The organism is Flaviaestuariibacter terrae, assembly GCF_054777635.1.
This window is the reverse complement of record NZ_BAAHAL010000006.1, coordinates 18,143-40,733: the sequence shown is the minus strand read 5'-3', so window position 1 is coordinate 40,733 and position 22,591 is coordinate 18,143. Positions and strand designations below refer to the sequence as shown.

The following is a 22,591-nucleotide window of genomic DNA, read 5'->3' as shown; positions in this document are numbered from 1 at the left end:
AAGCAGATAACGATGGCAACAAATTACAACCCTGCCTACCAGGAAGGCAAAGTAGCGGCCGCTATCGAAAAGCAGACGGCCAAAGTCCCTTCGGATGTATACCTGTGGACGGCAGTCGCCTGTATGGGCGTCTCCCTGGCATTGCAGATCGCGCGGAAGCAGAAATTCAGCCTGTTCATCGGCCAATGGCCGGCAGCATTCCTGATCATGGGACTGTACAACAAGCTGGTGAAGCTGGAAGGCACAGACGGACAGCATCAGAATCCCTAACCGCAGAAATACGGTTCAAGAAAAGAGGCGCAAACGCGCCTCTTTTTTGTTGCTCTTATTCCGGGTCTGCATCCATTCACCGGTGTCGTCGTAACAGACTCGCCGATGGGTCGGAGGCCGGCCCGCGCTGATCGAGCATCCGGGATAGTTCCAGGATGCGCATTTTTTGCTGCTCCAGCTGCTGTTGCTCCGTTCCGTCCCTGAGCTTCTGTAGAAACTCCTGCGTGGCATGCACATATTGCTTTTCAAGCTGGCGCCGTTCTCGGTTTTCCATAACACACTGTTTACATTCTGCACAAAATCGTAGTACTATGCGAACAAACAGCGGGCCCTTTTTATCCCTTTGCCTCACCGCACATTTGTAGCATTATTTGTACTACATGCAGCAGGTCGCGGTAGAGGGTGGGCTTGCGGAAGAAGGTGCAGTTGTGGCTCTGGCAGAGCTTGATATCCTCCTCGCGTGAAGAGGTGGTAAAGACCATGGTGGGTATCCCGTCGAACTCGGCGCGGCTTTTCAGCCAGAGCAGGGTTTCCTTGCCATCCATGATCGGCATGTTGAGGTCGAGCACAATGAGACAGGGCACCGGTCCATGCTTGCCGTCGAGGTATTCGATCACCTCGCTTCCGTTCTTGGCGTGGGCGAGCTCGTATTTATCCGTGATCTGGGCCAATGCCTCTTTGAGGGCCTCGTAGTCGTCCAGGTCGTCTTCGGCGTAAAGCAATGTCGGCTTACTGTGTTGGGTCGTCATGATGGTTCTATAGTTCGTCGGGGGCCAGATTCCCTGCAACAAAATAAAAGATTATGCCAAATAAAGAAGAGCTGTTCCCCTATTCGGCGTGCGCAGGCGGCAACTCAATGTCAAAGCGGGTCCCCTTTCCCTTCTCCGAAAACACCTCGATATTTCCCTTGTGCAGCCCGATGATGCGGCTTGCCAGCGAGAGCCCGAGCCCGAAGCCACCCTGCAGGTTCTCCTCCACGCGGTAAAACGGGTGAAAGATCTGCTCCATGTGCTCGGGGCTTATTCCGCGGCCACGGTCGGCGATGGTCACCTCGATGGTATCGGCGCCCGCCCGAAGATACACCCGTGCCAGCCCGTCGTCGGAATACTTGCAGGCATTGAGCGTTATGTTCTTGAAGGCCGTGAACAGCAGCGCCTCGTTCCCGAACACCAGCAACTGCGAGGGATCTTCCGGCAGCTCGTCGAAATGGAGCTGCACCTGGTAGCGGGCGCTGGCCTTGCTGATATCGGCCGGCAGGCGCAGCAGGATCTCATCGATCCGGATCAGCTGGATCTCGAGGCCGCCCGGGTTCCCCGAGGCTTTGGCGAATTCGAGCAGCGTCTGTGTCAGCTTGCTCATGTGCCGAACGTCCTGGTAAATGGAGCGCATTACCTGCCGGTAGTCGCCGGCGGCGCGCTCCCGCTGCAACGCTACTTCGAGCTGGCTGGATATCGATGTCAGCGGTGTCGACAGCTCGTGGGAGGCATTGCTGATAAAGCGCCGTTGCATATCGAAGGAGTCCTGCAGCCGGTTGAGCAGGTCGTTGAGCGTAGTAGCGAGCTGGCTCCACTCGTCGCGGTTGTTGCCGACGGCGAGGCGGCGGGTAAGGTTTTGCGCGGAAATCTCCGCTACGTCGGCGCTGATGCGGCGCACGGGGCGCAGCAGGCGGTACGAGAAAATGTAGCCGCTGATCAGCACCAGCAGGTTGCCGAATAGAAACACCAGCAGCAGGATCCGCGCGAGGCGCCGCAGGCCGGCCTTTCCCTCGAAGTCGGTGCCCGCCGATACCATGACAAGGCTGTTGCCATGCTCGTTATAATGCAGCGCAACCGCCTCCTTGGTACCCGACTCGAAATAAACCGTCTCATCGTTCAACGCACGCCGCAGCACCGACCGGCTCACGGAAATGGAGTCGCCCGGCACATCGCTGTAGCTGTACACCTTTTCGTAAGTGGGTGAATAGGCTTCGATGAGCTTGTTGGAATACGTAAGCCGGCTCAGCGAGTCGATCTGCAGCACAAGCGATCGCTTGAATACCTCGCCGCGGCTCAGCAGGCGTGCCGTGTTGAGCGCCCGGTTCGTGAGGCGCGAATTGATAAGGCGCTCCCGCGATTGGTACGAGATGTAATAGGTACCCGCACAAACGATCCCGAGGATCACAAAAACGATCAGGGAGTACAGGAGCGTAATGCGCAGGCGGATGGGCATGATCAGCTTGTTTCTTTAAGAACGTAGCCCATCCCCACCTGGGTGTGAATCAGCTTGTGGGCAAAGGGCTTGTCCACCTTGTTGCGGAGGTAATTGATGTAGACGTCGATCACGTTGGTGTTGGTATCGAAATCGATCTCCCACACATTGAGCGCGATATCGGCGCGCGACACAACGCGGTTCTTGTGGCGAAGCAAATACTCGAGGAGCTGGAACTCCTTTGCCGTAAGGTGGATCGACTGGCCGCTGCGCCGCACCTCTTTCCGGTCCAGCTGCATCTCGAGGTCGTCGGCCTTCAGGATATTGCCCGAAGGCGCCGCCGGCGGCTGTGTGCGCTTGAGCAGCACGCGGATCTTCATCAACAACTCGCGGAACTCGAAAGGCTTGACGATATAGTCGTCGGCGCCGGCGTCATAGCCCTCGATCTTGTCGTTGAGCGAGCTCAGCGCGGTGAGCATGATCACAGGAATATGGGTATCGGCCGCGCGGATCTCCTTGCAAAGCTCGTAGCCATTGAGTCCGGGCAGGTTGATGTCGAGCACCACGAGGTCGAAGCCTCCCTTGGCAAAGGCAGCCCTGCCCGCGAGGCCATCGTAGGCCACCGTGGCGTCGAAGCCGTGCTCTGCAAGGCCTACCTGCAAGGTGTCGGCGATTTTCCGCTCATCTTCTACCAGCAAAATCTTTCCAGCTTCCATCGTTACGTCCACAAATTACATTTTTTCGTTGGTGATAAACCCGGCCGCTAATAGAAAAGCCCCTTGAAAGGGGCTTTATAAACCAAAACTAACTGACCAGAAAAACTGCTATCCTACTGGGGACTACAGTGGCTACAAATCTAGATTAGTACCCGCCGAAGGGCTATTAAAATGCAATTAGAAAGGCTACTGCGAAGGCGCTTCCAGGTTGAGCTCGCGCTCCTCTTTTTTGCGGAAGCCAAACTGGTAGCGGACGGTCAGAACAGCCCGGCGCGTGTCGGACGAACGCGTGCCGTTGGCGCGTACCGATCCCTGCGCAAGTGCGAAATCATAGTTGTTCGTGTAGAACAGGTCGTTGCCGCTGAGCGTAAGCGACAGCTTTTTCTTCAGCAGTTGCTGCGTGAGGCTCATCGAAAGCTGCCCGAAGGGCGTGAGCTCGTAAAACTGCGCGGTGCCCTTCATCCGCCAGAAGCCGTTCACGGTAAGCTGCGTGAGCGGGGTCAGCTTATACGTCTGGTAGGTAAAGATCATCCAGGTGCCGCGACGGAAGGATAGTGGCTTCCCTTCATAGAGTCCTTCGTAAAAATTGCGGTTGTACTGGACACCCGCAACGATAAAGATCTTCTTGCCCGGTATGGCGCCGAGCGCACGCGCATAAAACTCGTGGTTGCTTCCGAGGTTGTCGTAGGTACGGTAGGCCACCTTGCGGCTGCTGTCGGCCGAAGCGCCCGACTGCTGGTACACCACCTGGTTAAAGATGTCGTGCGTTTCGTTCATACCCACAGCCACGATAGGTCGCTCGTCGACGGAGACATTGGCCTCGTAGTTCTGCGTGAACTGCGGCCGCAGCGTGGGGTTGCCCGACTCGTAGAGATACGGGTCCACGAGGCGCAGCGATGGATTCAGGTATTCGTACGTAGGCCGCGTGATGCTGCGGCGGTACACGAGGTAGGCCCGCAGCTGGTAGCCCATGATCTTCATCAGGTCGCGGCTCAGGTATACGTAGGGAAAGAGATCGGTGCGATGAATGGCAAAGGACGTATCGGCCGGCTGCAGCTGCCGCCCCGTCATGTTGGTGTTCTCGAGGCGCGTGCCGGCTTTGAGCGTGATGCCCTGCCCGAAGGTCTTGGAGACCTGCACGTAGGCGGCGTGAATGTTTTCGCTATAACGGAAGGAAGAAAGGCGTGTGTACTCGGTCGTGTTGCGGAAGCGAACGAGTGTCGATTTGAGGCCGCCTTCGAGCGATACGTGCCGCGGCAGCTTGCGTACCAGGTTGCTTTGCGCCGAGAAGGATCGGAGGTCGTTGTCGATGATGCCTTTGCTGTCGCTGCTTGCGGGCGCAGGCAGTAGAAATACGGAATGCAGCTCCTGCTCCGTCCGGTTCGGCGTCCAGCTGTACGACACATCGCTGCTCCACTCCGACCCGAGGCTGTCGATCTTATACTTTGCCGAAAAGCCCTGGCTGATATGCCCGTTGCGACCGCTGTTTTGTACGTGTGCGGTGTTGTCGCTGCTCGGGATGCCGGTAGCGGCCCCCGCGATGACGGAGTGGTTATCGCTGCTGTTGCGCTGCCGTCCATAGGTGGCCCGCCCGTCGTAATTGAGCTCCCAGCGCCGGCCCACAGGAAGCGAGAATCCGAAGCCCAGGAAAATATTATCGGTCGGGTAACGCGTAACGCTTTGTTGCGCCAGCACCGAGTCGGGGCGGAAGTAGCGCTGCGACCGGAGCTCCTCGAAGCCGTCGCGGTGGCCGATGTTGAGGTTGAGGTAGGTCGTGCTGCGGCCGTTGTTGTTATTGAGGCTGAGGCCGGTCGACTGTGTGCCGTAGCGACCCTGGCTCAGGATGCCGTTGACCGAGCCGGTTAGACCCGGCTTGACGCCTTTGCGGAGCACGACGTTGACAACGCCTCCCGAGCCGGAGGCATCGTAACGGGCCGAGGGGGTGCGCAGGATTTCAAGGCGGGCAATGGAGTTGGGTGGCAGGTTCTTGAGCATCGTGGCGATATCCGCCGTGCTCATTTTCTGCTCGCGGCCGTTGATGTAGATGGAGGCCGGCGTTGTGCTGTTCAGGTAGATGTTGCCGTCCTGGTCCATGAAGATCCCCGGCGTTTTTTCGATCAGCTCGTAGGCGTTGGTGGAGGAGGCAGCGAGGTTCTCGGGCTCGACAATCGTCTTGTCGTCTTCCTGCCGCATCACCGGTCTTGTGGACGACACCACAACCGTGCTGAGCGTCCCGGAGGGCTCGAGCACGATGCCGAAGCGCGTGCTGGTCGCGCTGATGCGGATGCCCTTTCGCGCCGCGCTGAAATTGACCGAGGAGGCAGTAACCTCCCAGGCGCCTTCGGCCGGCAGGTCGAAGCGGGCCAGCCCGTTGCTGTCGGCCACCTGCCGGAAGCGCTGCGAGCTGTCGCTGAAACTGGTAACGTCCACGGAGGCAAAAGGCACCGGGTGCCTGCGGGCATCGGTTACGGAAACGCCCAGGCTATACTGGGCCAGCAGGGGGAGCACACAGCCCTGCACGAGGAGCAGGAGCAACAGCCGGCGATAGGTTTGGTTCATGCGCTGTAAAAGTACCGGCGCATCCGGGCGGCGCCCGTCCATTTAACAAGTTGTTCAGGAAGAACCGGAAGCGCCGGGCATGAAAAAAGCCGTGATCACTCACGGCCGAATGCATTGACACATCCTCAACAGGACAGGGCTCGATGCGGGATAGTTAGTCTGGCTGCGACCCCTTACCGGTAGGGACGAGTGTCATTTTGGTGATGACATGATGAAAGTACACCCTTCCGGCGCGCTAATGCGTTCCCGTTAGGCTAACGCCGTTTCGACATCGGCCAAGCCGGCAAAATTCCCGTTAAAGCTTTCTTAATGGATCGCACTCTTCAGGTAGCTCTCGATGGCCGGGCAAGGCAGCAGGAAAGGCTTCTCGGTAATATGGATCTGCAGCTCCGCGCCCGCCACGGTATAGGCCCCGGCGATGACATTGCCGAAAACCGTTACGCTGAACTGGCCGGCATTCGTGTCGCCGGTAAAGGTTCCGCCCTGGCTTTGCACGGCTTTGCGGGCTTTGTCGAGGGCAGCCTGAGGCTCGCCGCTGATGGGGAGGTTGAATTGACAAGACATGAAGTAAAAATAAGGGAGTTTGGGGTTTGGGTTTTGTGGTTTATCGGTTCCTGGTACCGGTAGCACAACTCCAAACATCAAACAGCAAACTTCTAAATATCCTGCTCCTTCACCGGCCGGTCTTCCTCGCGGTCTACGTCGGCGTCCACCTGCTGCTTGCCCTTCTGGGTTTGCTGCGTGAATTGAACATTGTCCTGGCTTGGCTCTTCGCCCGGGGCCTTGTCTACGCCCTGCGGGCCACGGCCCGGGGTTTCCGGGCGGTTCGATTCGTGGCCGTCGATCCTGTTGCGATTGGGTTCCATGATGCTCTTTTTTAATTGATTGATGCCGGATACCGGGCTAATCCTGTGCCAGCAACCATTTGCCCGATTCTGGTTAGCTTAGCTCCCAGCTATGATCCGCTTTACCACACAGCTTGAGCGCTTTGGCCAGCAGGGCGAAAAGACCGGCTGGACCTACCTGGCCATTTCCGAAGAACTTGCCGCCCAGCTGAAGCCGGGCTGCCGCAGCTCCTACCGCGTAAAGGGGCGCATCGACAAGATGCCGATCAAGAGCGTGGCCCTTGTGCCTATGGGCGCCGGCGACTTTATCCTCGCCGTCAACGCCGCTATGCGCAAGCTGCTCCGGAAGGAAAAGGGCGCCTCAGTGGAAGTTGTGCTGGAAGTGGACGATGATGTCTTCGAAACCCCGGCCGATATCGCCGAGTGCCTGGCCGACGAACCTGAGGCTACTGCTTTTTATGAATCGCTCCCACTCTCCCACCGGCGCTACTTTGCGCGTTGGGTGGAAAGCGCCAAAACAGATGCTACAAGGGCCAAGCGGATCGCCCAGATGCTCGACGCTATGGCGCGTGGCATGGGTTATGGAGAAATGATCCGGGCGGCAAAGGCCCGGAAAGAAAAAGACGGATTCTGATGCGTACCGTACTAATACAGGTGAGGGGAAAGGTGCAGGGTGTTTTTTACCGCGCCACCGCCCGCGATGTGGCCGAAAGTCTCGGGCTGCGCGGCTGGGTGCGCAATTGCCCCGATGGCTCGGTGGAAGCCCTGGCAAGCGGCCCCGACGAAAAGATCCGGGAATTCATTCGCTGGTGCGAGCGCGGCCCCGAAAAGGCCGTCGTCGAGTCCGTCAGCTGCAGCGACACTCAGGATCCGGTTCCCGAAGGATTCCGCATCCAGCGCTAACCTCCTTCAACCTTCCTTGTTCCTTGTTCCTTGTTCTGCTGTTCTGTTGTTCTGCTGTTCTGCTGCTCCCTACGCGTCTTCTCCATCCGTCACCTCGCTGCCAATGCCTTCCGTATCGGCATTTTCAACACCGGGTGAGGCATCGAGGTTTTCGTTGGCGCGCGGGTTGGGATTGGGCCGGATCTCGATATCCTGGCGCTGGGCATTGTCCGCGCTGCGCGGGGGAATAACGGCGGGTTCGTTTTGCTTGTCCATATCAGGGATTGCTCTGCAGGGAGTGGGAACCAAAGAGGCCCGAGATGTCGATCTGCTTGAGGTAGGGGTTGAGCGCCTGCGTGCCGTCGAAGGCATTGTACCAAAGGGCCTCGCGGCCGAAGCGGAGAAACCAGATCTCGATGTAGAATCCGTCGACCTGGTAAAGCATACTGCGCAGAAGGCCTCGTTTCCGTTCACAGAGGAAAGAGCCGGTGCGAAGAACAGCGATCTTTTTTTGGCGGGAAGTCAGCTCTTTAAACTGGAGGACGGTCATAAACAGGCGCTTTTGTACCTAAAAAACTTCAAATAAAGTGCCGTTCAGCCTGAGCCTTGGAAAATGAGTGCTTCTACGCGAAAACCCTAAGCCAGACCAACAACAGCCCCTTACCGGAAGAGCTTTCGCAGTAATCCCGGCGCGCCCCACCTGTTGCAAATTTGCCCCAGCTTTCCGGAAGCTGCCCAAAAGTCCCACCTTTGCCTCCCAATTCAGTTTCGAATGAAATCAACCCGCCCGGCTGCGCTAAGCTTCATCTTCCTGACACTGCTGATCGACGTTACCGGTCTCGGTCTCATCATACCCGTGATGCCGAAGCTCATTGAAAGCCTTACCGGCGGCAGCGTATCGCAGGCGGCACGCTGGGGCGGCTGGCTTAGCTTCGCCTATGCCATCATGCAGTTTACCTGCGCCCCGATCATCGGCAACCTGAGCGACCGCTACGGGCGCCGCCCGGTGCTGCTGCTCTCGCTCCTTGGCTTTGGTGTCGACTACATCTTCCTCTCGCTGGCCCCGAGCATCGGCTGGCTCTTTCTCGGCCGTGCCATCGCCGGGTTCACGGGCGCTTCCTTCACCACCGCGTCGGCTTATATCGCCGACATCAGCACGGCGGAAAACCGCGCGAAAAACTTCGGGCTGATCGGCGCTGCGTTCGGACTTGGATTTATCATCGGCCCGCTCGCAGGCGGCCTCCTCGGGTCGTTCGGGGCGCGCGTGCCCTTCATGATCGCGGCCGCGCTCTGCCTGCTTAATGCGCTCTACGGCTACTTCGTGCTGCCCGAATCGCTCGCACCCGAAAACCGCCGGCCCTTTGAATGGGCTCGCGCCAACCCCGCGGGACCCGTGCTGCTGTTTCGCCGCATACCGGCCATCGGCGGACTTATCGGCGCGCTCGTGCTGGTATACATCGCGGCACATGCCATCCAAAGCAACTGGACCTTTTTCACCATCGAAAAATTCAACTGGTCGGAAAAAATGATCGGTTACTCGCTGGCGATGTTCGGGATACTCATCGCCATTACCCAGGCCGGGCTTATCCGCATCATTACCCCGAAGATCGGCAATGAAAAAAGCGTCTACCTCGGCCTCGGCCTCTATGCCGCCGGCATGCTGCTGTTTGCGTTTGCTTCCAGCTCCTGGATGCTGTTTGCGGTGATGCTGCCCTATTGCCTTGGAGGCATCTGCGGACCTGCGCTGCAGTCGATCATTTCGCAGCACGCGCCCGCCAATGAGCAGGGCGAACTGCAGGGCGCGCTCACGAGCCTTATGAGCCTCACCTCCATCGTCGGGCCGCTGATCATGACCGGGATCTTTTCGTATTTCACCGGGCCGAAAGCACCGGTGCACTTTGCCGGCGCGCCATTCTTATTGGGCGCCCTGCTGATGCTCTGCGCCAGTATCTGGGCCTATTACAGTCTGCATCCCACGCGCCGCCCGGTCATCGCCGACCGCTAACGAACTTCGCTTCGATATTCGTTATTCGATATTCGAAATTCGATATTCGATATTCTACTTGCCGTCTTCCCCGCTCCCGCCATCATCATACGTTTTATCCGCGTCTTTGCCGAACGCTGTCTTGAAGCCGTCGGCGGCGCTTTTACTGCTGCGCTCATTGGTCTCATCGTACGCGCTCGAGCTCATCGTACCGACGCCGGGCTGCGCGCCCGACTCGTCGCGCAGATCGGGATCGTTGCGGCGGCCCTCGTCGGCGGGGCGGTCGCGTGCTATCTTATCGTTTTCGTCGTGCTGCATAAACTTCGTTTTACAGGATGCCAATACTATTGTGCCACTTCCGTTACGGCACAGAATTTTCTCGTCAAACCGAAACGATTAGCTATGGCAAATGATCCCGGCAACAAGCTCAAAGCCCCGGAAGTACGGGACGGCTCCGATGTACACGACCCGGCCCGCGATACGGAGCGGCTGCGTCCCGACGAAGCCACTATCGACCTTCCCGATGTGAAAGACATTCCCGGCCAGGAATTCGTGCATGCCCCGCCGCTCGGCGAGCTCGGCGACAGCACCATTTCTTCGGATGACGAGGAAGGCAGGGGCCTGCTCGACGACGAGTAACTGCGGCTAAAGGCCTGCAGGCACCCAACTTTTCCCTCTTCCGGCTGTTACCTTTACGCAGATGCAACTCCCCGACCTGAGCGTACCCTCCTATTTCGCGCTGGCGACCCTCGTGATCTTTCTCGTGGTCATCGGCCGGTACGTACTGATTGCGGGCGCCTTTCACATCTTTTTTTACCGCTGGAAACCCGCGCGCTGGCAGGAGCGCAAGATCAACGAGCGCCCGCACAAACCCGGGCAGTACCGCCGCGAGGTGACCTGGAGCACGATCACAGCCGCGCTCTTTGCACTGGCCGGCAGCGGCCTCGCCCTGCTCTGGCAGAAAGGCGATACCAAAGTGTACCTCGACGTGCACGACTACCCGTTGTACTGGCTGCCGCTGTCACTCGTGGTTGCCATGTTGCTTCATGAAACCTATTACTACTGGCTGCACCGCTGGATGCACCGCCCGCGCGTATTCCGCCTCCTCCACAAGGTGCATCACGACTCCAACATCACATCGCCCTGGACGGCCTTTTCCTTTCACCCGCTGGAAGGGCTGCTGCAGGCGATCTTCCTGCCCGCACTCCTGCTCCTGCTCCCGATGCACCTGTACGTGGTGCTCCTGCAGCTGACCATCATGACCTTCAGCTCGGTCATTAACCACCTCGACATCGAAGTGTATCCTAAGGGAGCTGTTGGTCGCTTTTTCGGGAGATGGCTCATCGGCGCCACCCATCATTCGCTGCACCACAAGCAGTTCCGCTACAACTACGGACTCTACTTTACGTTCTGGGACAAATGGAAGGGCACCGAAAGCCCGCTTTACCGCGCGCTTTTCCGGCAAAAATCTTCCGGCGGAAACGTAACCGCCGACTCCAAGGCTTCGGCCTGACCCGAAGCCCGGCGGGCTGCTCACCGCTTATCTGTTTTCTAATGCACTGCCGGGCAAAGGACCCATTCGTGGCATACTTTTCCCGGCTATTAAACGGGGCGGAATCGCTGACCCAGCGTTATGTCCGCCCCGCAAACCAACTGCTGTTTTTTCGCACTGATCAAAGGCAACGGCTCTCCCTGGCTACGGCTCTATTCCTGGTTGAAACGAACGTAAAATCGGATCATGAACAAGAAGCTTCTTTTCCTGGTCGCTGCCGCCTGCGCGGCGACGGCCGCACTGGGCCAGAACGTGGGCACCGACTACCGTACAGCGGCGGGTATCTGGTACTACCCGGCCGGAATAACGCTGAAGCGCTTCGTCGGCCGCCATATTGCGCTGGAAGGGATCGGCTACCTGCAGCACGGCTTCCGGCTCACGGTGCTGGCCGAATACCACGGCAGCCTTGGCAAGGTGCCCGGACTGAACTGGTTTGCCGGCCCCGGCCTGCACAGCTCCTTCCGCGGCGACCGCATCCCGGACGAACATCCTGGCGAGCCGCATGAAGACCTGGTCTTCGGTGCAGACGGCATTGTTGGTATCGATTACAAGGTGCGCGGAGCACCGGTCAACCTGAGCTTTGCCTGGCAGCCGGCCGTGAACCTGGCAGGAGTGAATTACTTCGAGGCCCGGCATGGAGGCCTGGGGATACGCTACGCATTTTAAAAAAGGAACGCATGAACAATTACACGCGCACAGCAGGTATGGGGCGCATGCCCTCATTCCTGGGGGGCGCCCCGCTTTTGACGGTACTTCCGGAGTTGCTGCTGCTGGCATTGGTACTGTATCTATTCACCTTCCTGTTCCGCAATTGTATCGGGAACAAGCGAGGCGAGGAAGCGACTGGCAGGCTGCTGGACTTCCTTGGGTCCCTGCAGCACAAGTTTACCCGTCACCTGCCCATCGACCCGGCGGCCGAACGAGCGGCGCTCGAATCGCTGCTGAACAAGGTGAAGACAGAAAATACATCCGCCTGTATTTCCGGCGATGCGCCGCTCCGGTTCCATTTTGTACGCAGCTACAACCTCGTTTCGGAATGGCTCGTGGCCCGGGCAACAGAATCGGATAAAGTACAGTGGATGCTGCTGGATTCGCTGATGCAGGACTTTTACGAAGTTTACCTCGCGCGCAAGGCGCCGCCCGTAAAGCCGGCTACACCCGTTTTCCGGCTGCAGCACCTGCCCCGGCGGGCGGTTTGACCGGCCAATTATTCGGCAATCAGGTAAAGCGCTTGCTTGTGAAGGCTGTGCTTTCTTTACCGGTGTTTATACGGGAAGTCACTAAGCAATGATTTTACACGGCGGGCCAGGGCGGCAGCCTGTCGATCCCCACAAGCGTGGCGTCGCGCTTCTCCCAGGCCATGCTGTGCTGCCCGTTACTCAGCACAATATAAGCTACCGGCACCGAGATGTTATAGCGGAGGGCCTGGTCGAGCACATGGGGCGCGAGCGGAACTTCGGGCGCCTTGCATTCCACGAGCATCCAGGGCTGGTGCTGCGTGTCGTATACCAGGATATCAAACCGCTTTTTGAGGTCGTTGAGGCGGATCTCTTTTTCCACCGCGATAAAGGCCGGAGGGTAATGGAGTACCTGCCGGAGGTATTGCAGGAAGTTTTGCCGCACCCATTCCTCGGGCGTCAGCAGGAGCCAGATCCGGCGCAGCGCGTCGAAGATGTAACGCTTGCCGCCCTCGTCTTTGTAGCGGAACTGCGGCTCCGGGTACAACAGCTCGATCATGCGTCAAACCTAATTGATTTATATTTGTGCATGAAGACAAAAGAAGAAATCGTCAAGAACTGGCTGGTACGCTACACCGGCCAGTCGCTCGACCAATTCGGCGATTACATCCTGCTGACCAACTTCAGCAACTATGTACGGCTCTTCGCCGAATGGCACAATGTGCCGATCGTGGGCTCCGACAAGCCCATGCAATGCGCCACCGCCGACAACATCACCATCATCAATTTCGGCATGGGCTCTCCCACCGCCGCCACCGTTATGGACCTGCTGACGGCCATTGAGCCCGAAGCGGTTCTCTTTCTCGGCAAGTGCGGCGGCCTGAAGCGACGCAACAAGCTCGGCGACCTCATCCTCCCCATCGCGGCGATCCGCGGCGAGGGTACGTCGAACGACTACTTCCCGCCCGAAGTGCCCGCCCTGCCTGCGTTTGCGCTGCAGAAAGCCATCTCCACCACCATCCGCGATTACGAAGTGGATTACTGGACCGGCACCGTGTACACCACCAACCGCCGCGTGTGGGAGCACGACGAGCAGTTTAAAGAATACTTGCAGAAAGTGCGTGCCTACGCCATCGATATGGAAACGGCTACCATCTTCTCCGTTGGTTTCTACAACAAGATCCCGACCGGGGCCCTCCTGCTTGTAAGCGATTCGCCGATGACGCCCGACGGCGTGAAGACCGAGGAAAGCGACCGCAAGGTGACCGAGCAATTCGTGGAGCGCCATATCAAGATCGGCATCGACTCACTGAAGCAGCTTGCCAACAACGGACTCACGGTACGGCACCTGCGCTTCTGACCCAACCGGACCGCAACAAAAAACCTGGCAGGCGAAGCCCGTAAACCTGATGGAGGAACTTCTGTCGATACGAAACCTGGAGATCGCCTTCGGTACGGGCGACGGCCGCCGCGTGGTGCTGGAGCCTCTTTCGCTTACGGTGGGCCGCGGCGAACTGCTGGCCCTTGTGGGTGAATCCGGTTCCGGCAAATCGGTGACGGCCCTGTCGCTCCTCCGCCTGCTGCCGCCGTCGGCGCAGGTTTCCGGCGAGCTTCTTTTTACCGATGGCGCCCAAAGCAGCGACCTGCTTACGATGCCGTTGCGGCAGCTCGAGGCGATTCGCGGCAACCGCATCTCGATGATCTTCCAGGAGCCGATGACCGCGCTCAACCCCGTGCTTACCTGCGGCCGCCAGCTGACCGAAGTGCTGCGCCGCCATGCGGGGCTCACGAAGCGCGCGGCACGGGAAAAAGCAATCTACTGGCTGCGCCGCGTGCAGCTCCCCGACCCGGAAGGAATGATGCGCCGCTACCCGCACCAGCTCAGTGGCGGCCAGAAGCAGCGCGTCATGATCGCCATCGCGCTATGCTGCAAGCCGGCGCTGCTCATTTGTGATGAGCCGACCACCGCCCTCGACGTTACCGTGCAGCGCTCTATCCTGGCCCTCATCCGCGAGCTCCAGCAGGAGCTCAATATGGGCGTGCTCTTCATCACGCACGACCTTGGCGTTGTGGCGGAGATCGCCGACCGCGTGGCCGTATTGTACCGGGGCCGGTTGCTCGAGCGCGGCCCGGTTGCCGACGTCCTCAGTCATCCGCGGGAGCCGTATACAAAAGCATTGCTTGCCTGCCGCCCTGCCCTGCATCCGCCCGGGAGCAGGCTCCCGGTGGTGGCCGATTTCCTGGAAGGCGCCACGGCGCCCGCAGCGCCCATTACTCCTGCGGCTCCACCCGCGGGGCTGGCCGTAGAAATACGGGACCTCGTGGTTCGCTTCCCGCTGCGGCGTAATCTCTGGGGCACGCCGGTACGTTTCTTCACCGCCGTCGACGGGGTCAGCCTCGATATTTTTTCCGGAGAAACCATGGGGCTTGTTGGCGAGTCGGGCTGTGGCAAATCGACGCTGGGGCGGGCCCTGCTGCGCCTCGTAGCACCAGGTGCGGGCAGTATCCGTGTTGGCGGCCGCGACCTGCAGCAGCTATCCGCCCACGAATTGCTCGCCTTTCGCCGCGACGTTCAGCTGGTGTTCCAGGATCCCTATTCGGCGCTGAATCCCAAGCTGACAATCGGTGATGCGCTTGGCGAACCGCTTGCCATCCACACAAAGCTGCCCGCCGCCGACCGCCGCCGCCGCGTGCGCCAGCTGCTCGACCAGGTGGGTCTTCCCGAAAGCGCCGCCGACCGGTACCCGCACGCTTTCTCCGGCGGACAGCGCCAGCGAATCGTAATCGCACGAGCCCTCACCCTTAACCCGTCGCTGCTCGTGTGCGACGAATCGGTATCGGCCCTCGACGTCAGCGTGCAGGCGCAGGTGCTCAACCTGCTCAACGACCTGCGCCGCGAGCTGTCCCTCACCCTGCTCTTTATTTCGCACGACCTGTCAGTGGTGCGGCATATGAGCGACCGGATTGCGGTGATGCAGGCCGGACGCATCGTTGAGCTCGGACCGGCCGAAGAAGTCTACCGCAATCCCCGCAACCCATACACCCAACAACTGCTGGCCGCCGTTCCCGGGAAATCGCTGAGACCCGGTGTCTGATATTTTACCCGCAGCGGGTTGGGGTACTTAGACATCCCCGGCCGACGCATCCTTCAAAGCCCGGTGGCACGGCTTTTTTAAGTTCGGACGCATGAACTTTGCAAGGAACTACAGAAGGACCGGGAAAATTCTGCTCCAGCTCATCCTCGCCGGAAGCGTGCTGCCCGCAGCCGCGCAGCAAGCAAAGGTCGACACCATCGACCATGCGCCCGCCGGCAAGCCCCTGAAGCAGATCGTGTACAAGGTGAATCCCTGGGTAACCATCCCGCTCGATGCCGTGATGACGATCGGTAACTTCTACGCCATCCCCAACATCCTGCACGCCAAAAAAGAGATTTCCCCGGCGGAAATCGCGGCGCTCCGGCCCGAGCTCCTGAGCTCCCTTGACCGCTGGGCGGTGGAGCAGGATCCGAACCAGCGCGACTGGTGGTATAAGTTTTCCGACGTCGGCCTTCCCGTGACCGTCGCGGCTTCGCTCAGCATCCTGCTCGACGACAACATTCGCAAGGATGGCTGGAAGGTAGCGCTGATGTTTTACGAGGCGCAGGCGGTCACATTCACTATTTACAATTACAGCCCGCTGGGTCCCGCGTTTCAGAACCGGTTGCGCCCCCTCGTTTATTACAGCAACTTCGATCCCGCGCTGCGCCAGGGCGGCGGTCAGCGCAACTCGATGTTCAGCGGCCACACGGCCAATGCCGCCGCTGCGACCTTCTTTGCGGTCAAGGTGTATTCGGACTATCACCCCGAGGTAGGCAGGAAAAAATACCTCTGGTACGCCCTCGCCTCGCTGCCGCCGCTTGTTATTGGCTATTCCCGTGTGAAGGCGCTTGCCCATTTTCCCTCTGACGTATTCCTCGGGCTCCTGGTTGGCGCCACATCGGGCATCGCCATTCCCGCGCTGCACAAGGTTAATCCCAAGACCGTGCAGTTCGGCGTGACCTACAACGAATTCGGCGCGGGCCTCGGCGCGACGTGGCGGCCGGCGAAGAAGCATTTCAAGGCAAGGAATGCCTTCACCAGTGCGGCGCCGCTGGCCCTGCACTGACGCCGTCCTTATCCCCGTTGCCTTGCCGTTACCACGGCGCGCCTGTTCGGCGTTCTGCATTCCTTGTTCCTTGTTCTATATTCCCTACCTTTGCCGCCTTAAACGCATATCCAGGCCCGGTGCCGTAAGACCGGGGACTGGGAGGTACTTCTGCACGGGCGCCCCTGGCGCACCTCCTCGCCCCCTCTTCGGCCATCGGTCCGAAAATCTGAAGTACACTACATGAAGCTGTCCCAATTCAAATTTGACCTGCCGCTCAACCTGATCGCGCAGAACCCGTCCAAGAAACGCGAAGATTCCCGCATGATGGTGATCCACCGCAAAACCGGTGAGATCGAAAACCGCAACTTCCGCGACATCCTGGAGTACTTCGACGACAAAGATGCCTTTGTCGTCAACAACACCAAGGTCTTCCCGGCCCGTATGTACGGACGCAAGGAAAAGACCGGCGCCAAGATCGAGGTGTTCCTCCTGCGCGAGCTCAATAAGGAGCACCGCCTGTGGGACGTGATCGTCGACCCGGCCCGCAAGATCCGCGTGGGCAACAAGCTGTATTTCGGCGACGACGAAGACCTGGTGGCCGAAGTGATCGACAACACCACCTCGCGCGGCCGCACCATCAAGTTCCTTTTTGATGGCGACGACAATGCCTTTCGCGACATCCTCGAAAAGCACGGCGAGACACCCCTTCCCAAATACATCAAGCGCAAGCCCGATGAGGAAGACCGCGAGCGCTACCAGACCGTTTACGCAAAGTATGAAGGCGCCGTAGCAGCTCCTACTGCGGGTCTGCACTTCAGCCGCGAGCTGATCAAGCGTTGCGAGATCAAGGGCGTACGCTTCGCTGAAGTAACGCTCCACACCGGGCTTGGCACCTTCCGCCCCATCGAGGTGGAAGACCTCAGCAAGCACAAGATGGACGCTGAGTACTACCGGATCGACGACACCGCCTGCAAGATCGTGAACAAGGCCAAGGAAACGAACCACCGCGTTTGCTCCATCGGCACCACAACGATGCGCGCCCTGGAATCGAGCTTCACGGCCCAGCGCATGCTGAAGCCCTCCGAAGGCTGGACCAACACGTTCATCCACCCGCCCTACGAGTTCAACATCGCCGATGCGCTGGTGACCAACTTCCACCTGCCTAAAACAAGCCTCCTCATCATGGCCTGCGCCTTTGCCGGCTACGACCTCATGATGGAAGCTTACAAGAAAGCCATCAAGGACAAGTACCGCTTCTTCAGCTATGGCGATGCCATGCTGATTGTATAAATACGAATCTATGCGACGAAAAAAGGCTGCACCACCCGGTGCAGCCTTTTTTCATTCTGCCTGATCGCAGGGCAGCCTGGCAGCCTGGCCAAAGCCAACCGGCTTAAGATCGGTATATTTAGCGAATGGACATCATGAACAAGAAGGGCCCGGTGATCATTATTGAAGACGATGCCGAAGACCAGGAGATCCTGACGGAGGTTTTCCGGAACCTTAACTACAGCAACGAGGTCGTGTTCTTTTCCGACGGGGAGCAAGCCCTCGAGTATGTAAACCGCACGGATATTGTGCCCTTCCTGATTCTTTCCGACATCAACATGCCGAAGCTCAGTGGCTTCGAGCTCCGCGAAAAGCTCAAGACCGACGCGGCCCTCCAGGTGAAATGCATTCCCTACCTGTTCTTTTCCACGGCGATGAACCAGAAGGCCGTTATCGACGCCTACAGCTTGTCGGTACAGGGATTCTTTATCAAGAAGAACTCGATGGCCGAACTCGAAAAGACCATCAGCGTCATCATGGAATACTGGAAGCTGTGCGCCGCGCCGAACGATTTCTAGAGACCGAACACCCCCTTATTTAACCGCTGCAGCACTTCCTTTTTCTTATCGGCGGCAACAAGCAGCGAGATGTTGTGCAGCGAGCCGCCGTAGCTGACCATCCGTATTTCTACACCCTCCAGGCTGCTGAAGATCCGCTGGAGCATCGTCGGGTCGGATGCGATCTCGTGGCCCACGATCGATACGATGGCCTGGTTGCCGTCGACGGAAACAACACCCAGCGTTTCAAGCTCCTCCAGTATGGCCGGCAGCGCCGTGGCATTGTCTATCGTTACCGATACGGCGACTTCGGATGTCGTGATCATATCGATCGAGGTGCGGTGCTTTTCGAAGATCTCGAACACGCGGCGCAGGAAGCCATAGGCCAGTAGCATCCGGCTGCTTTTGATATTGACCGCGGTGATGCCGTCTTTGGCGGCAACGGCCTTCGCGCCGGGCGTGGCGGCATCGGCGGTGATAAGCGTGCCCTCGGCGGCCGGCTCCATGGTATTAAGCAGCTTCACCGGCACATTGTACTGCTGCGCCGGCCAGATGGAGGCCGGGTGCAGGATCTTGGCACCGAAGTAAGCGAGCTCGGCGGCCTCGTCGAAGGAAAGCCGGCCCACGGGCACGGTGCGGTCCACCACGCGTGGGTCGTTGTTGTGCATCCCGTTGATATCGGTCCAGATCTCGCAGGCGGATGCGCCGACTGCGGCCGCGATCAGCGAGGCACTGTAGTCGGAACCGCCGCGCTTCAGGTTGTCGACCTCGCCGCGCGCATTGCGACAAATGAATCCCTGCGTGATGAAAAGTCCCGTCCCTTCATGCTGGACCAGCGCGCCTTCGAGCAGCTCGCGGATGACGTCGAGCTGCGGCTCCTCGTTGGCGTCGATACGCATAAAGTCGAGGGCGGGCAGCAAGGCATAGCGGATTCCCTGCTCTTCGAGGTAGGTGCAAAACAGTTTCGTCGACAGCAGCTCGCCCTGCGCGAGGATATCTTTATTGAGCGCCTCGCTCCAGGAAATGCGGAGGATAATATGGAGAAACTCGAAGTGCTCTTCCAGCACCGAGCGGGCCTTTTCGAGTGCAGCCTCCCCGCTAACGAGGTCGGCAACAAATCCCTGGTACTGCGTTTCGAGCGCATCGATGGCCAGGCGGGCGCCTTCGCGGTTGCCCAGCGCCAGCTGCTGGCTGATGGCAAGCAGGGCATTGGTGGTTCCGCTCACGGCGCTGAGCACCACGATCTTGGCTTCGCTGTCGGCCGTCACGAGGCGGGCTACTTCGTGCATGCGCTCGGGCTTGCCAACGGAAGTGCCGCCAAACTTCATAATCTTCATGGGAAGCAAAATTAAGCCGTGGGCATCGGAATGCTGAATTTCTCCGCCAGCCCGCGCAGGTCGTCCACCACGGCCCCGTGCACGGGGATGCCGCCGCTGTGGCGCCGCGCTTCTTCTTCCCGCTCGGGATCGCCCGGGATGAGCACCCGCTCCTGCCCTTTGACGGTCCTGGCGCTCCGGAAGCGGCGGATCCAGTTGTCCATATGTTCCTTGAATTCGCCGGCCGGCCGGAAGGCATCGATGCGCATGGCACCGAAGAAATGCCCGATGCCTTTACCCGGCATCCCGGTGGGCATCGGCACATACGCCGGGAAGGGAGGCACCCAGGGGCCGTAGTTGGCGCCGCTGAGCACGGCCGACAGTATATCTACAACAGCGCCCAGCGCATAGCCTTTATGCGAGCCATGATCGCGGTCGCCGCCAAGCGGCAGCAACGCACCGCCGGTCTTGAGTGCATGGGGGTCGGTAACGCTTCCGCCTGATGCGTCCTGCAGCCAGCCCATCGGGGCGACACCTTTCTTGCGCTGAAGGATCTCGAGCTTGCCGTTGGCGGCCGTGGTAGTGGCCATATCGGCTACAAAAGGAGGTTCGGCGCCGGCCGGTACGGCCACGCAAATGGGGTTGGTGCCGAGGAGGCGCTCCACCGAAAATGTAGGCGCCACGAGCGGACTCGCATTGGTGAGCGCAATGCCGATCATATCATGCTCCAGGGCCATAAGCGCATGGTAGCCCGCGATGCCAAAGTGATTGGAGTTCTGCACGCTTACCCAGCCGGTGCCTACCTGCTTCGCCTTATCGATCGCGATCTGCATCGCCTTGGGTGCCACCACGAGTCCAAGACCGCTGTCGCCGTCGACCGTAGCGGTGGAAGGCGTTTCGTGCAGGATGCGCACCTGCGGATCGGCCTTTACGCGTTGCGCTTCCCAGAGCCGCACATACCCAATGAGACGGGCGATGCCGTGCGAGTCGATCCCGCGCAGGTCGGCGGATAGCAGCACCTTGCTGGCCAGCTGCGCATCGTCGGCCGGACAACCGATGGCACGGAAAACCGCTTCGGTAAAGGAATGCAATTGCTCGTACGAATAAACCGGGGTGCTCATGGCCGCGAAGATAAGCTGCCCCCTTGTCGCGTTCATAAAGCGGCTGCCGCCATTTTACTTAGAATTAGGTATTCGCGGCGCAGGAGGGCCACGCTACGTTTGATCCATCGAAGCACAACGGCTTTTCATTCTTAAACCCGACAAAACTTTTTATGAAACAGTTCCGCCTCCTCTCCTTCTGTGCGCTTGCCTATGTCATCCAGGGCTGCGCCTCCGTATCAGCGATCAGGAAACCCATCATCCCCGACAATGCACCCGGCACTACGGGCAATGCCCGCGAGCTGATCCGCCTCAGCAACGACCCGATCTCCGAATACTACCCGCGCGTCAGCCCCGACGGCAAGCGCGTACTGTTCTACACCCGCGACGACAATAAGACCGGCAGCGACCGCTTCGGCCTTGTCTATATCAACATCGGGCAACCGGGCCGCACACCGATCATCGGGGCCAGCACGGCTGAAGGCTCTTGGATGCCGGATTCGAAAGGCTTCCTGTATACCTACTACCGACCTGCGAAACCGGTGATCTGCAAGGGCGGCATCGACGGCAACAACGGCATCTCCTACATCACGCCGTCGGCGATGGGCGAAACAGACTCGTACCCCAACCTGTCGCCCGATGGCAAGAAGATCCTTTTCCAAAGCCGTATCGGCGCGGGCTACCAGATGTGCCTGATGGACCCGAGCGGAAACAATTTCACCGTGCTCACCGAAGGCTCGTATGGCAGCTGGCACCCCGGCGGACAAAGCTTCCTGTATACAAAGGAGGTGGGCAAGTTCCAGCAGATCTTCACGTACGACATGAAGACGGGACAAAGCACGCAGCTTACTTCCGGCGACTTCAGCAACTTCCACCCGAGCTATTCCAAAGACGGCAGGATGATCGTATTCACATCAACCCGCGACGACCAGAGCGCGCACATTTTCGTGATGAAGAATGACGGCTCCTCGCTGACGCAGGTAACACAGGGCAACACCGTGAACTGGTTCCCGACCTTTGGCCCCGACAACACGATCTACTTCAGCTCGAATGCCGGTGCGCCGAAGAACAAGCCATCGATCAACAGCTACGCCGACCTGTGGAGCGTGAAGGCTATACTGCTCTGAACGCAAAAGGCATAAACGAAAAAAGCTCCCTCGCGGGAGCTTTTACTTTTTTTGGAAATCATCAGAACGGAAGGTCGTCCGCCATGTCGTCGCCACCGCTTGCCGGGGCACTCTGACGCTGGGGAGCGCTTTGCTGGCCGTACGACTGCTGTCCGTAGCCGCCGGCTCCGCCTTCATTCTCGTTGCGGCTGCCGCCGATCAGCTGAAGCTCGCGTACGCGCATCGAAAGCGAGGAACCGGCAGTGCCGTCCTGACGCGTGAAGCTGCGTACTTCGGGCTGGCCTTCCACATACACCTGCTTGCCTTTCGTCAGGTAAGGGGCAACGGCCGTGCGGTCAGTCCAGTACGCGCAATCCACCCAGGTTGTCTTCTCCTGGGGGTTGCCCTGGCTGTCTTTGTACTTCTCGGTATGGGCTACCGTAAAGTTGATCACATTCTTTCCGTTAACGGTGTTAACGACGCAATCTTTTCCCAGATTGCCAATCACTTGCATTTTAATCATAGTGCTCAAATTAGGCCCCTAAGGTACGAAAAAGGGGTGGCATTGCCATCCCCTGAATCGTGAAAACACGCCGGTACAGCAGCCCGTTCCCCATCCCAGATCCGGGATCCCAGATCCGAGATCGAAGATCCGAGATCCGAGATCCGAGATCCGAGATCCAAGATCCGAGATCCGACATCTAAATGGAGCTGTTGCCGCCGCGAACGCCTTCGTCCTCGTTGCGGTTGGCGCGCTCGCTTTCGGTTTCGGTGGCGCCGGCGCCTTCCCGGCTGCTCACCCGCTGCTGACCGGTCCGGCTGTCCGACAGGTCCTGGCTGTTGTTGCCGCTACCGGCCGGCGTGTTCCGCCCCTGGCTTTCCTGCCGGCCAGCGGCCTGCCGGTTCTGAGACGAGCTGTTTTCGGTATTCCTGTTCATAACAAAA

29 protein-coding genes are annotated in these 22,591 nt (G+C 59.2%); 14 read left to right on the top strand and 15 right to left on the bottom strand.

The annotated features are described in order from the left end of the window. Positions 1-12 precede the first annotated feature (12 nt). Positions 13-270, top strand: coding sequence for a hypothetical protein (locus ACYU7Z_RS00920; RefSeq protein ID WP_460566690.1), 258 nt, complete (start codon positions 13-15; stop codon positions 268-270). 76 nt (positions 271-346) lie between these two features. Here ACYU7Z_RS00920 and ACYU7Z_RS00915 read toward each other — a convergent pair whose 3' ends face one another. The 7 genes from ACYU7Z_RS00915 to ACYU7Z_RS00885 form a co-directional block, all read right to left on the bottom strand. Beyond that, entirely contained in the window at positions 347-544 is a 198-nt protein-coding gene (locus ACYU7Z_RS00915; protein ID WP_460566688.1) for a hypothetical protein, read from the bottom strand. Between the two features lie 61 nt (positions 545-605). Continuing rightward, positions 606-1,019 carry a response regulator gene (locus ACYU7Z_RS00910; protein WP_460566686.1) on the bottom strand — a complete coding sequence of 138 codons (414 nt, stop codon included), beginning with the start codon at positions 1,017-1,019 and terminating at the stop codon, positions 606-608. A 79-nt stretch (positions 1,020-1,098) separates the two neighbouring features. Beyond that, entirely contained in the window at positions 1,099-2,478 is a 1,380-nt protein-coding gene (locus tag ACYU7Z_RS00905; RefSeq protein ID WP_460566684.1) for a sensor histidine kinase, read from the bottom strand. A 2-nt stretch (positions 2,479-2,480) separates the two neighbouring features. Beyond that, entirely contained in the window at positions 2,481-3,185 is a 705-nt protein-coding gene (locus tag ACYU7Z_RS00900; RefSeq protein WP_460566682.1) for a response regulator transcription factor, read from the bottom strand. Positions 3,186-3,359: 174 nt separating this feature from the next. Next, the gene (locus tag ACYU7Z_RS00895) at positions 3,360-5,732 is read right to left on the bottom strand and encodes an outer membrane beta-barrel protein (RefSeq protein WP_460566680.1); all 2,373 of its coding nucleotides are present in this window, start codon (positions 5,730-5,732) and stop codon (positions 3,360-3,362) included. A gap of 306 nt (positions 5,733-6,038) precedes the next feature. Next, a complete protein-coding gene (locus ACYU7Z_RS00890) occupies positions 6,039-6,296 on the bottom strand; it encodes a hypothetical protein (protein ID WP_460566678.1) in 258 nt (85 codons plus the stop codon). Between the two features lie 92 nt (positions 6,297-6,388). Beyond that, positions 6,389-6,598 (bottom strand): hypothetical protein, encoded by a 210-nt coding sequence (locus tag ACYU7Z_RS00885; RefSeq protein ID WP_460566676.1) that lies wholly within the window; start codon positions 6,596-6,598, stop codon positions 6,389-6,391. 91 nt (positions 6,599-6,689) lie between these two features. Here ACYU7Z_RS00885 and ACYU7Z_RS00880 point away from each other — a divergent pair, with 91 nt between their 5' ends. Next, positions 6,690-7,211 (top strand): YdeI/OmpD-associated family protein, encoded by a 522-nt coding sequence (locus ACYU7Z_RS00880; protein WP_460566674.1) that lies wholly within the window; start codon positions 6,690-6,692, stop codon positions 7,209-7,211. Further along, positions 7,211-7,480 carry an acylphosphatase gene (locus ACYU7Z_RS00875; protein ID WP_460566672.1) on the top strand — a complete coding sequence of 90 codons (270 nt, stop codon included), beginning with the start codon at positions 7,211-7,213 and terminating at the stop codon, positions 7,478-7,480. Before ACYU7Z_RS00880 ends, ACYU7Z_RS00875 begins: the two co-directional genes overlap by 1 nt. Before the next feature lie 69 nt (positions 7,481-7,549). Here ACYU7Z_RS00875 and ACYU7Z_RS00870 read toward each other — a convergent pair whose 3' ends face one another. Both ACYU7Z_RS00870 and ACYU7Z_RS00865 read right to left on the bottom strand, forming a co-directional pair. Further along, positions 7,550-7,735, bottom strand: a complete 186-nt coding sequence (locus ACYU7Z_RS00870) for a hypothetical protein (protein ID WP_460566670.1) — start codon at positions 7,733-7,735, stop codon at positions 7,550-7,552. A gap of 1 nt (position 7,736) precedes the next feature. Further along, positions 7,737-7,904 (bottom strand): hypothetical protein, encoded by a 168-nt coding sequence (locus ACYU7Z_RS00865; RefSeq protein WP_460566668.1) that lies wholly within the window; start codon positions 7,902-7,904, stop codon positions 7,737-7,739. A 327-nt stretch (positions 7,905-8,231) separates the two neighbouring features. On the opposite strand from ACYU7Z_RS00865, the gene ACYU7Z_RS00860 reads away from it, so the two are divergent. After that, on the top strand, positions 8,232-9,464 hold the full coding sequence (locus ACYU7Z_RS00860; RefSeq protein WP_460566666.1) for a TCR/Tet family MFS transporter: 1,233 nt from the start codon (positions 8,232-8,234) through the stop codon (positions 9,462-9,464). A gap of 54 nt (positions 9,465-9,518) precedes the next feature. On the opposite strand, the gene ACYU7Z_RS00855 is transcribed toward ACYU7Z_RS00860, so the two are convergent. Continuing rightward, a complete protein-coding gene (locus ACYU7Z_RS00855) occupies positions 9,519-9,761 on the bottom strand; it encodes a hypothetical protein (protein ID WP_460566664.1) in 243 nt (80 codons plus the stop codon). Positions 9,762-9,845: 84 nt separating this feature from the next. Here ACYU7Z_RS00855 and ACYU7Z_RS00850 point away from each other — a divergent pair, with 84 nt between their 5' ends. The 4 genes from ACYU7Z_RS00850 (at position 9,846) to ACYU7Z_RS00835 (ending at position 12,194) form a co-directional block, all read left to right on the top strand. Further along, on the top strand, positions 9,846-10,082 hold the full coding sequence (locus tag ACYU7Z_RS00850) for a hypothetical protein (RefSeq protein ID WP_460566662.1): 237 nt from the start codon (positions 9,846-9,848) through the stop codon (positions 10,080-10,082). 61 nt (positions 10,083-10,143) lie between these two features. Beyond that, positions 10,144-10,956 carry a sterol desaturase family protein gene (locus tag ACYU7Z_RS00845; RefSeq protein WP_460566660.1) on the top strand — a complete coding sequence of 271 codons (813 nt, stop codon included), beginning with the start codon at positions 10,144-10,146 and terminating at the stop codon, positions 10,954-10,956. A gap of 225 nt (positions 10,957-11,181) precedes the next feature. Next, positions 11,182-11,661 carry a hypothetical protein gene (locus ACYU7Z_RS00840; protein WP_460566658.1) on the top strand — a complete coding sequence of 160 codons (480 nt, stop codon included), beginning with the start codon at positions 11,182-11,184 and terminating at the stop codon, positions 11,659-11,661. A gap of 11 nt (positions 11,662-11,672) precedes the next feature. Next, complete coding sequence (locus ACYU7Z_RS00835) at positions 11,673-12,194, top strand: hypothetical protein (RefSeq protein ID WP_460566656.1); 522 nt, start codon at positions 11,673-11,675, stop codon at positions 12,192-12,194. Positions 12,195-12,288: 94 nt separating this feature from the next. Here the strand turns inward: ACYU7Z_RS00835 and ACYU7Z_RS00830 are convergent, their stop codons facing one another. After that, entirely contained in the window at positions 12,289-12,732 is a 444-nt protein-coding gene (locus tag ACYU7Z_RS00830; protein ID WP_460566654.1) for a type I restriction enzyme HsdR N-terminal domain-containing protein, read from the bottom strand. 30 nt (positions 12,733-12,762) lie between these two features. Between ACYU7Z_RS00830 and ACYU7Z_RS00825 the strand changes: the two genes are divergently transcribed. From ACYU7Z_RS00825 to ACYU7Z_RS00805, 5 genes are all read left to right on the top strand, one after another. Beyond that, entirely contained in the window at positions 12,763-13,533 is a 771-nt protein-coding gene (locus ACYU7Z_RS00825; RefSeq protein ID WP_460566652.1) for an AMP nucleosidase, read from the top strand. Positions 13,534-13,582: 49 nt separating this feature from the next. Continuing rightward, on the top strand, positions 13,583-15,268 hold the full coding sequence (locus tag ACYU7Z_RS00820) for an ABC transporter ATP-binding protein (protein WP_460566650.1): 1,686 nt from the start codon (positions 13,583-13,585) through the stop codon (positions 15,266-15,268). A gap of 91 nt (positions 15,269-15,359) precedes the next feature. Continuing rightward, positions 15,360-16,316: a phosphatase PAP2 family protein gene (locus ACYU7Z_RS00815; protein ID WP_460566648.1), complete on the top strand. Its 957-nt coding sequence runs from the start codon at positions 15,360-15,362 to the stop codon at positions 16,314-16,316. Positions 16,317-16,538: 222 nt separating this feature from the next. Further along, a complete protein-coding gene (gene queA, locus ACYU7Z_RS00810; RefSeq protein ID WP_460566646.1) occupies positions 16,539-17,588 on the top strand; it encodes an S-adenosylmethionine:tRNA ribosyltransferase-isomerase in 1,050 nt (349 codons plus the stop codon). Positions 17,589-17,713: 125 nt separating this feature from the next. Beyond that, entirely contained in the window at positions 17,714-18,145 is a 432-nt protein-coding gene (locus ACYU7Z_RS00805; protein ID WP_460566644.1) for a response regulator, read from the top strand. Here the strand turns inward: ACYU7Z_RS00805 and ACYU7Z_RS00800 are convergent. After that, positions 18,142-19,461 carry an aspartate kinase gene (locus tag ACYU7Z_RS00800; RefSeq protein ID WP_460566642.1) on the bottom strand — a complete coding sequence of 440 codons (1,320 nt, stop codon included), beginning with the start codon at positions 19,459-19,461 and terminating at the stop codon, positions 18,142-18,144. The genes ACYU7Z_RS00805 and ACYU7Z_RS00800 overlap by 4 nt on opposite strands. A gap of 11 nt (positions 19,462-19,472) precedes the next feature. After that, positions 19,473-20,597, bottom strand: coding sequence for an Ldh family oxidoreductase (locus tag ACYU7Z_RS00795; protein WP_460566640.1), 1,125 nt, complete (start codon positions 20,595-20,597; stop codon positions 19,473-19,475). 116 nt (positions 20,598-20,713) lie between these two features. Between ACYU7Z_RS00795 and ACYU7Z_RS00790 the strand changes: the two genes are divergently transcribed. Beyond that, positions 20,714-21,667, top strand: a complete 954-nt coding sequence (locus ACYU7Z_RS00790; protein ID WP_460566638.1) for a TolB family protein — start codon at positions 20,714-20,716, stop codon at positions 21,665-21,667. Between the two features lie 61 nt (positions 21,668-21,728). On the opposite strand, the gene ACYU7Z_RS00785 is transcribed toward ACYU7Z_RS00790, so the two are convergent. Both ACYU7Z_RS00785 and ACYU7Z_RS00780 read right to left on the bottom strand, forming a co-directional pair. Further along, positions 21,729-22,169 carry a single-stranded DNA-binding protein gene (locus ACYU7Z_RS00785; protein WP_460566636.1) on the bottom strand — a complete coding sequence of 147 codons (441 nt, stop codon included), beginning with the start codon at positions 22,167-22,169 and terminating at the stop codon, positions 21,729-21,731. 178 nt (positions 22,170-22,347) lie between these two features. Next, the gene (locus tag ACYU7Z_RS00780; RefSeq protein ID WP_460566634.1) at positions 22,348-22,584 is read right to left on the bottom strand and encodes a hypothetical protein; all 237 of its coding nucleotides are present in this window, start codon (positions 22,582-22,584) and stop codon (positions 22,348-22,350) included. Positions 22,585-22,591: the final 7 nt, after the last annotated feature.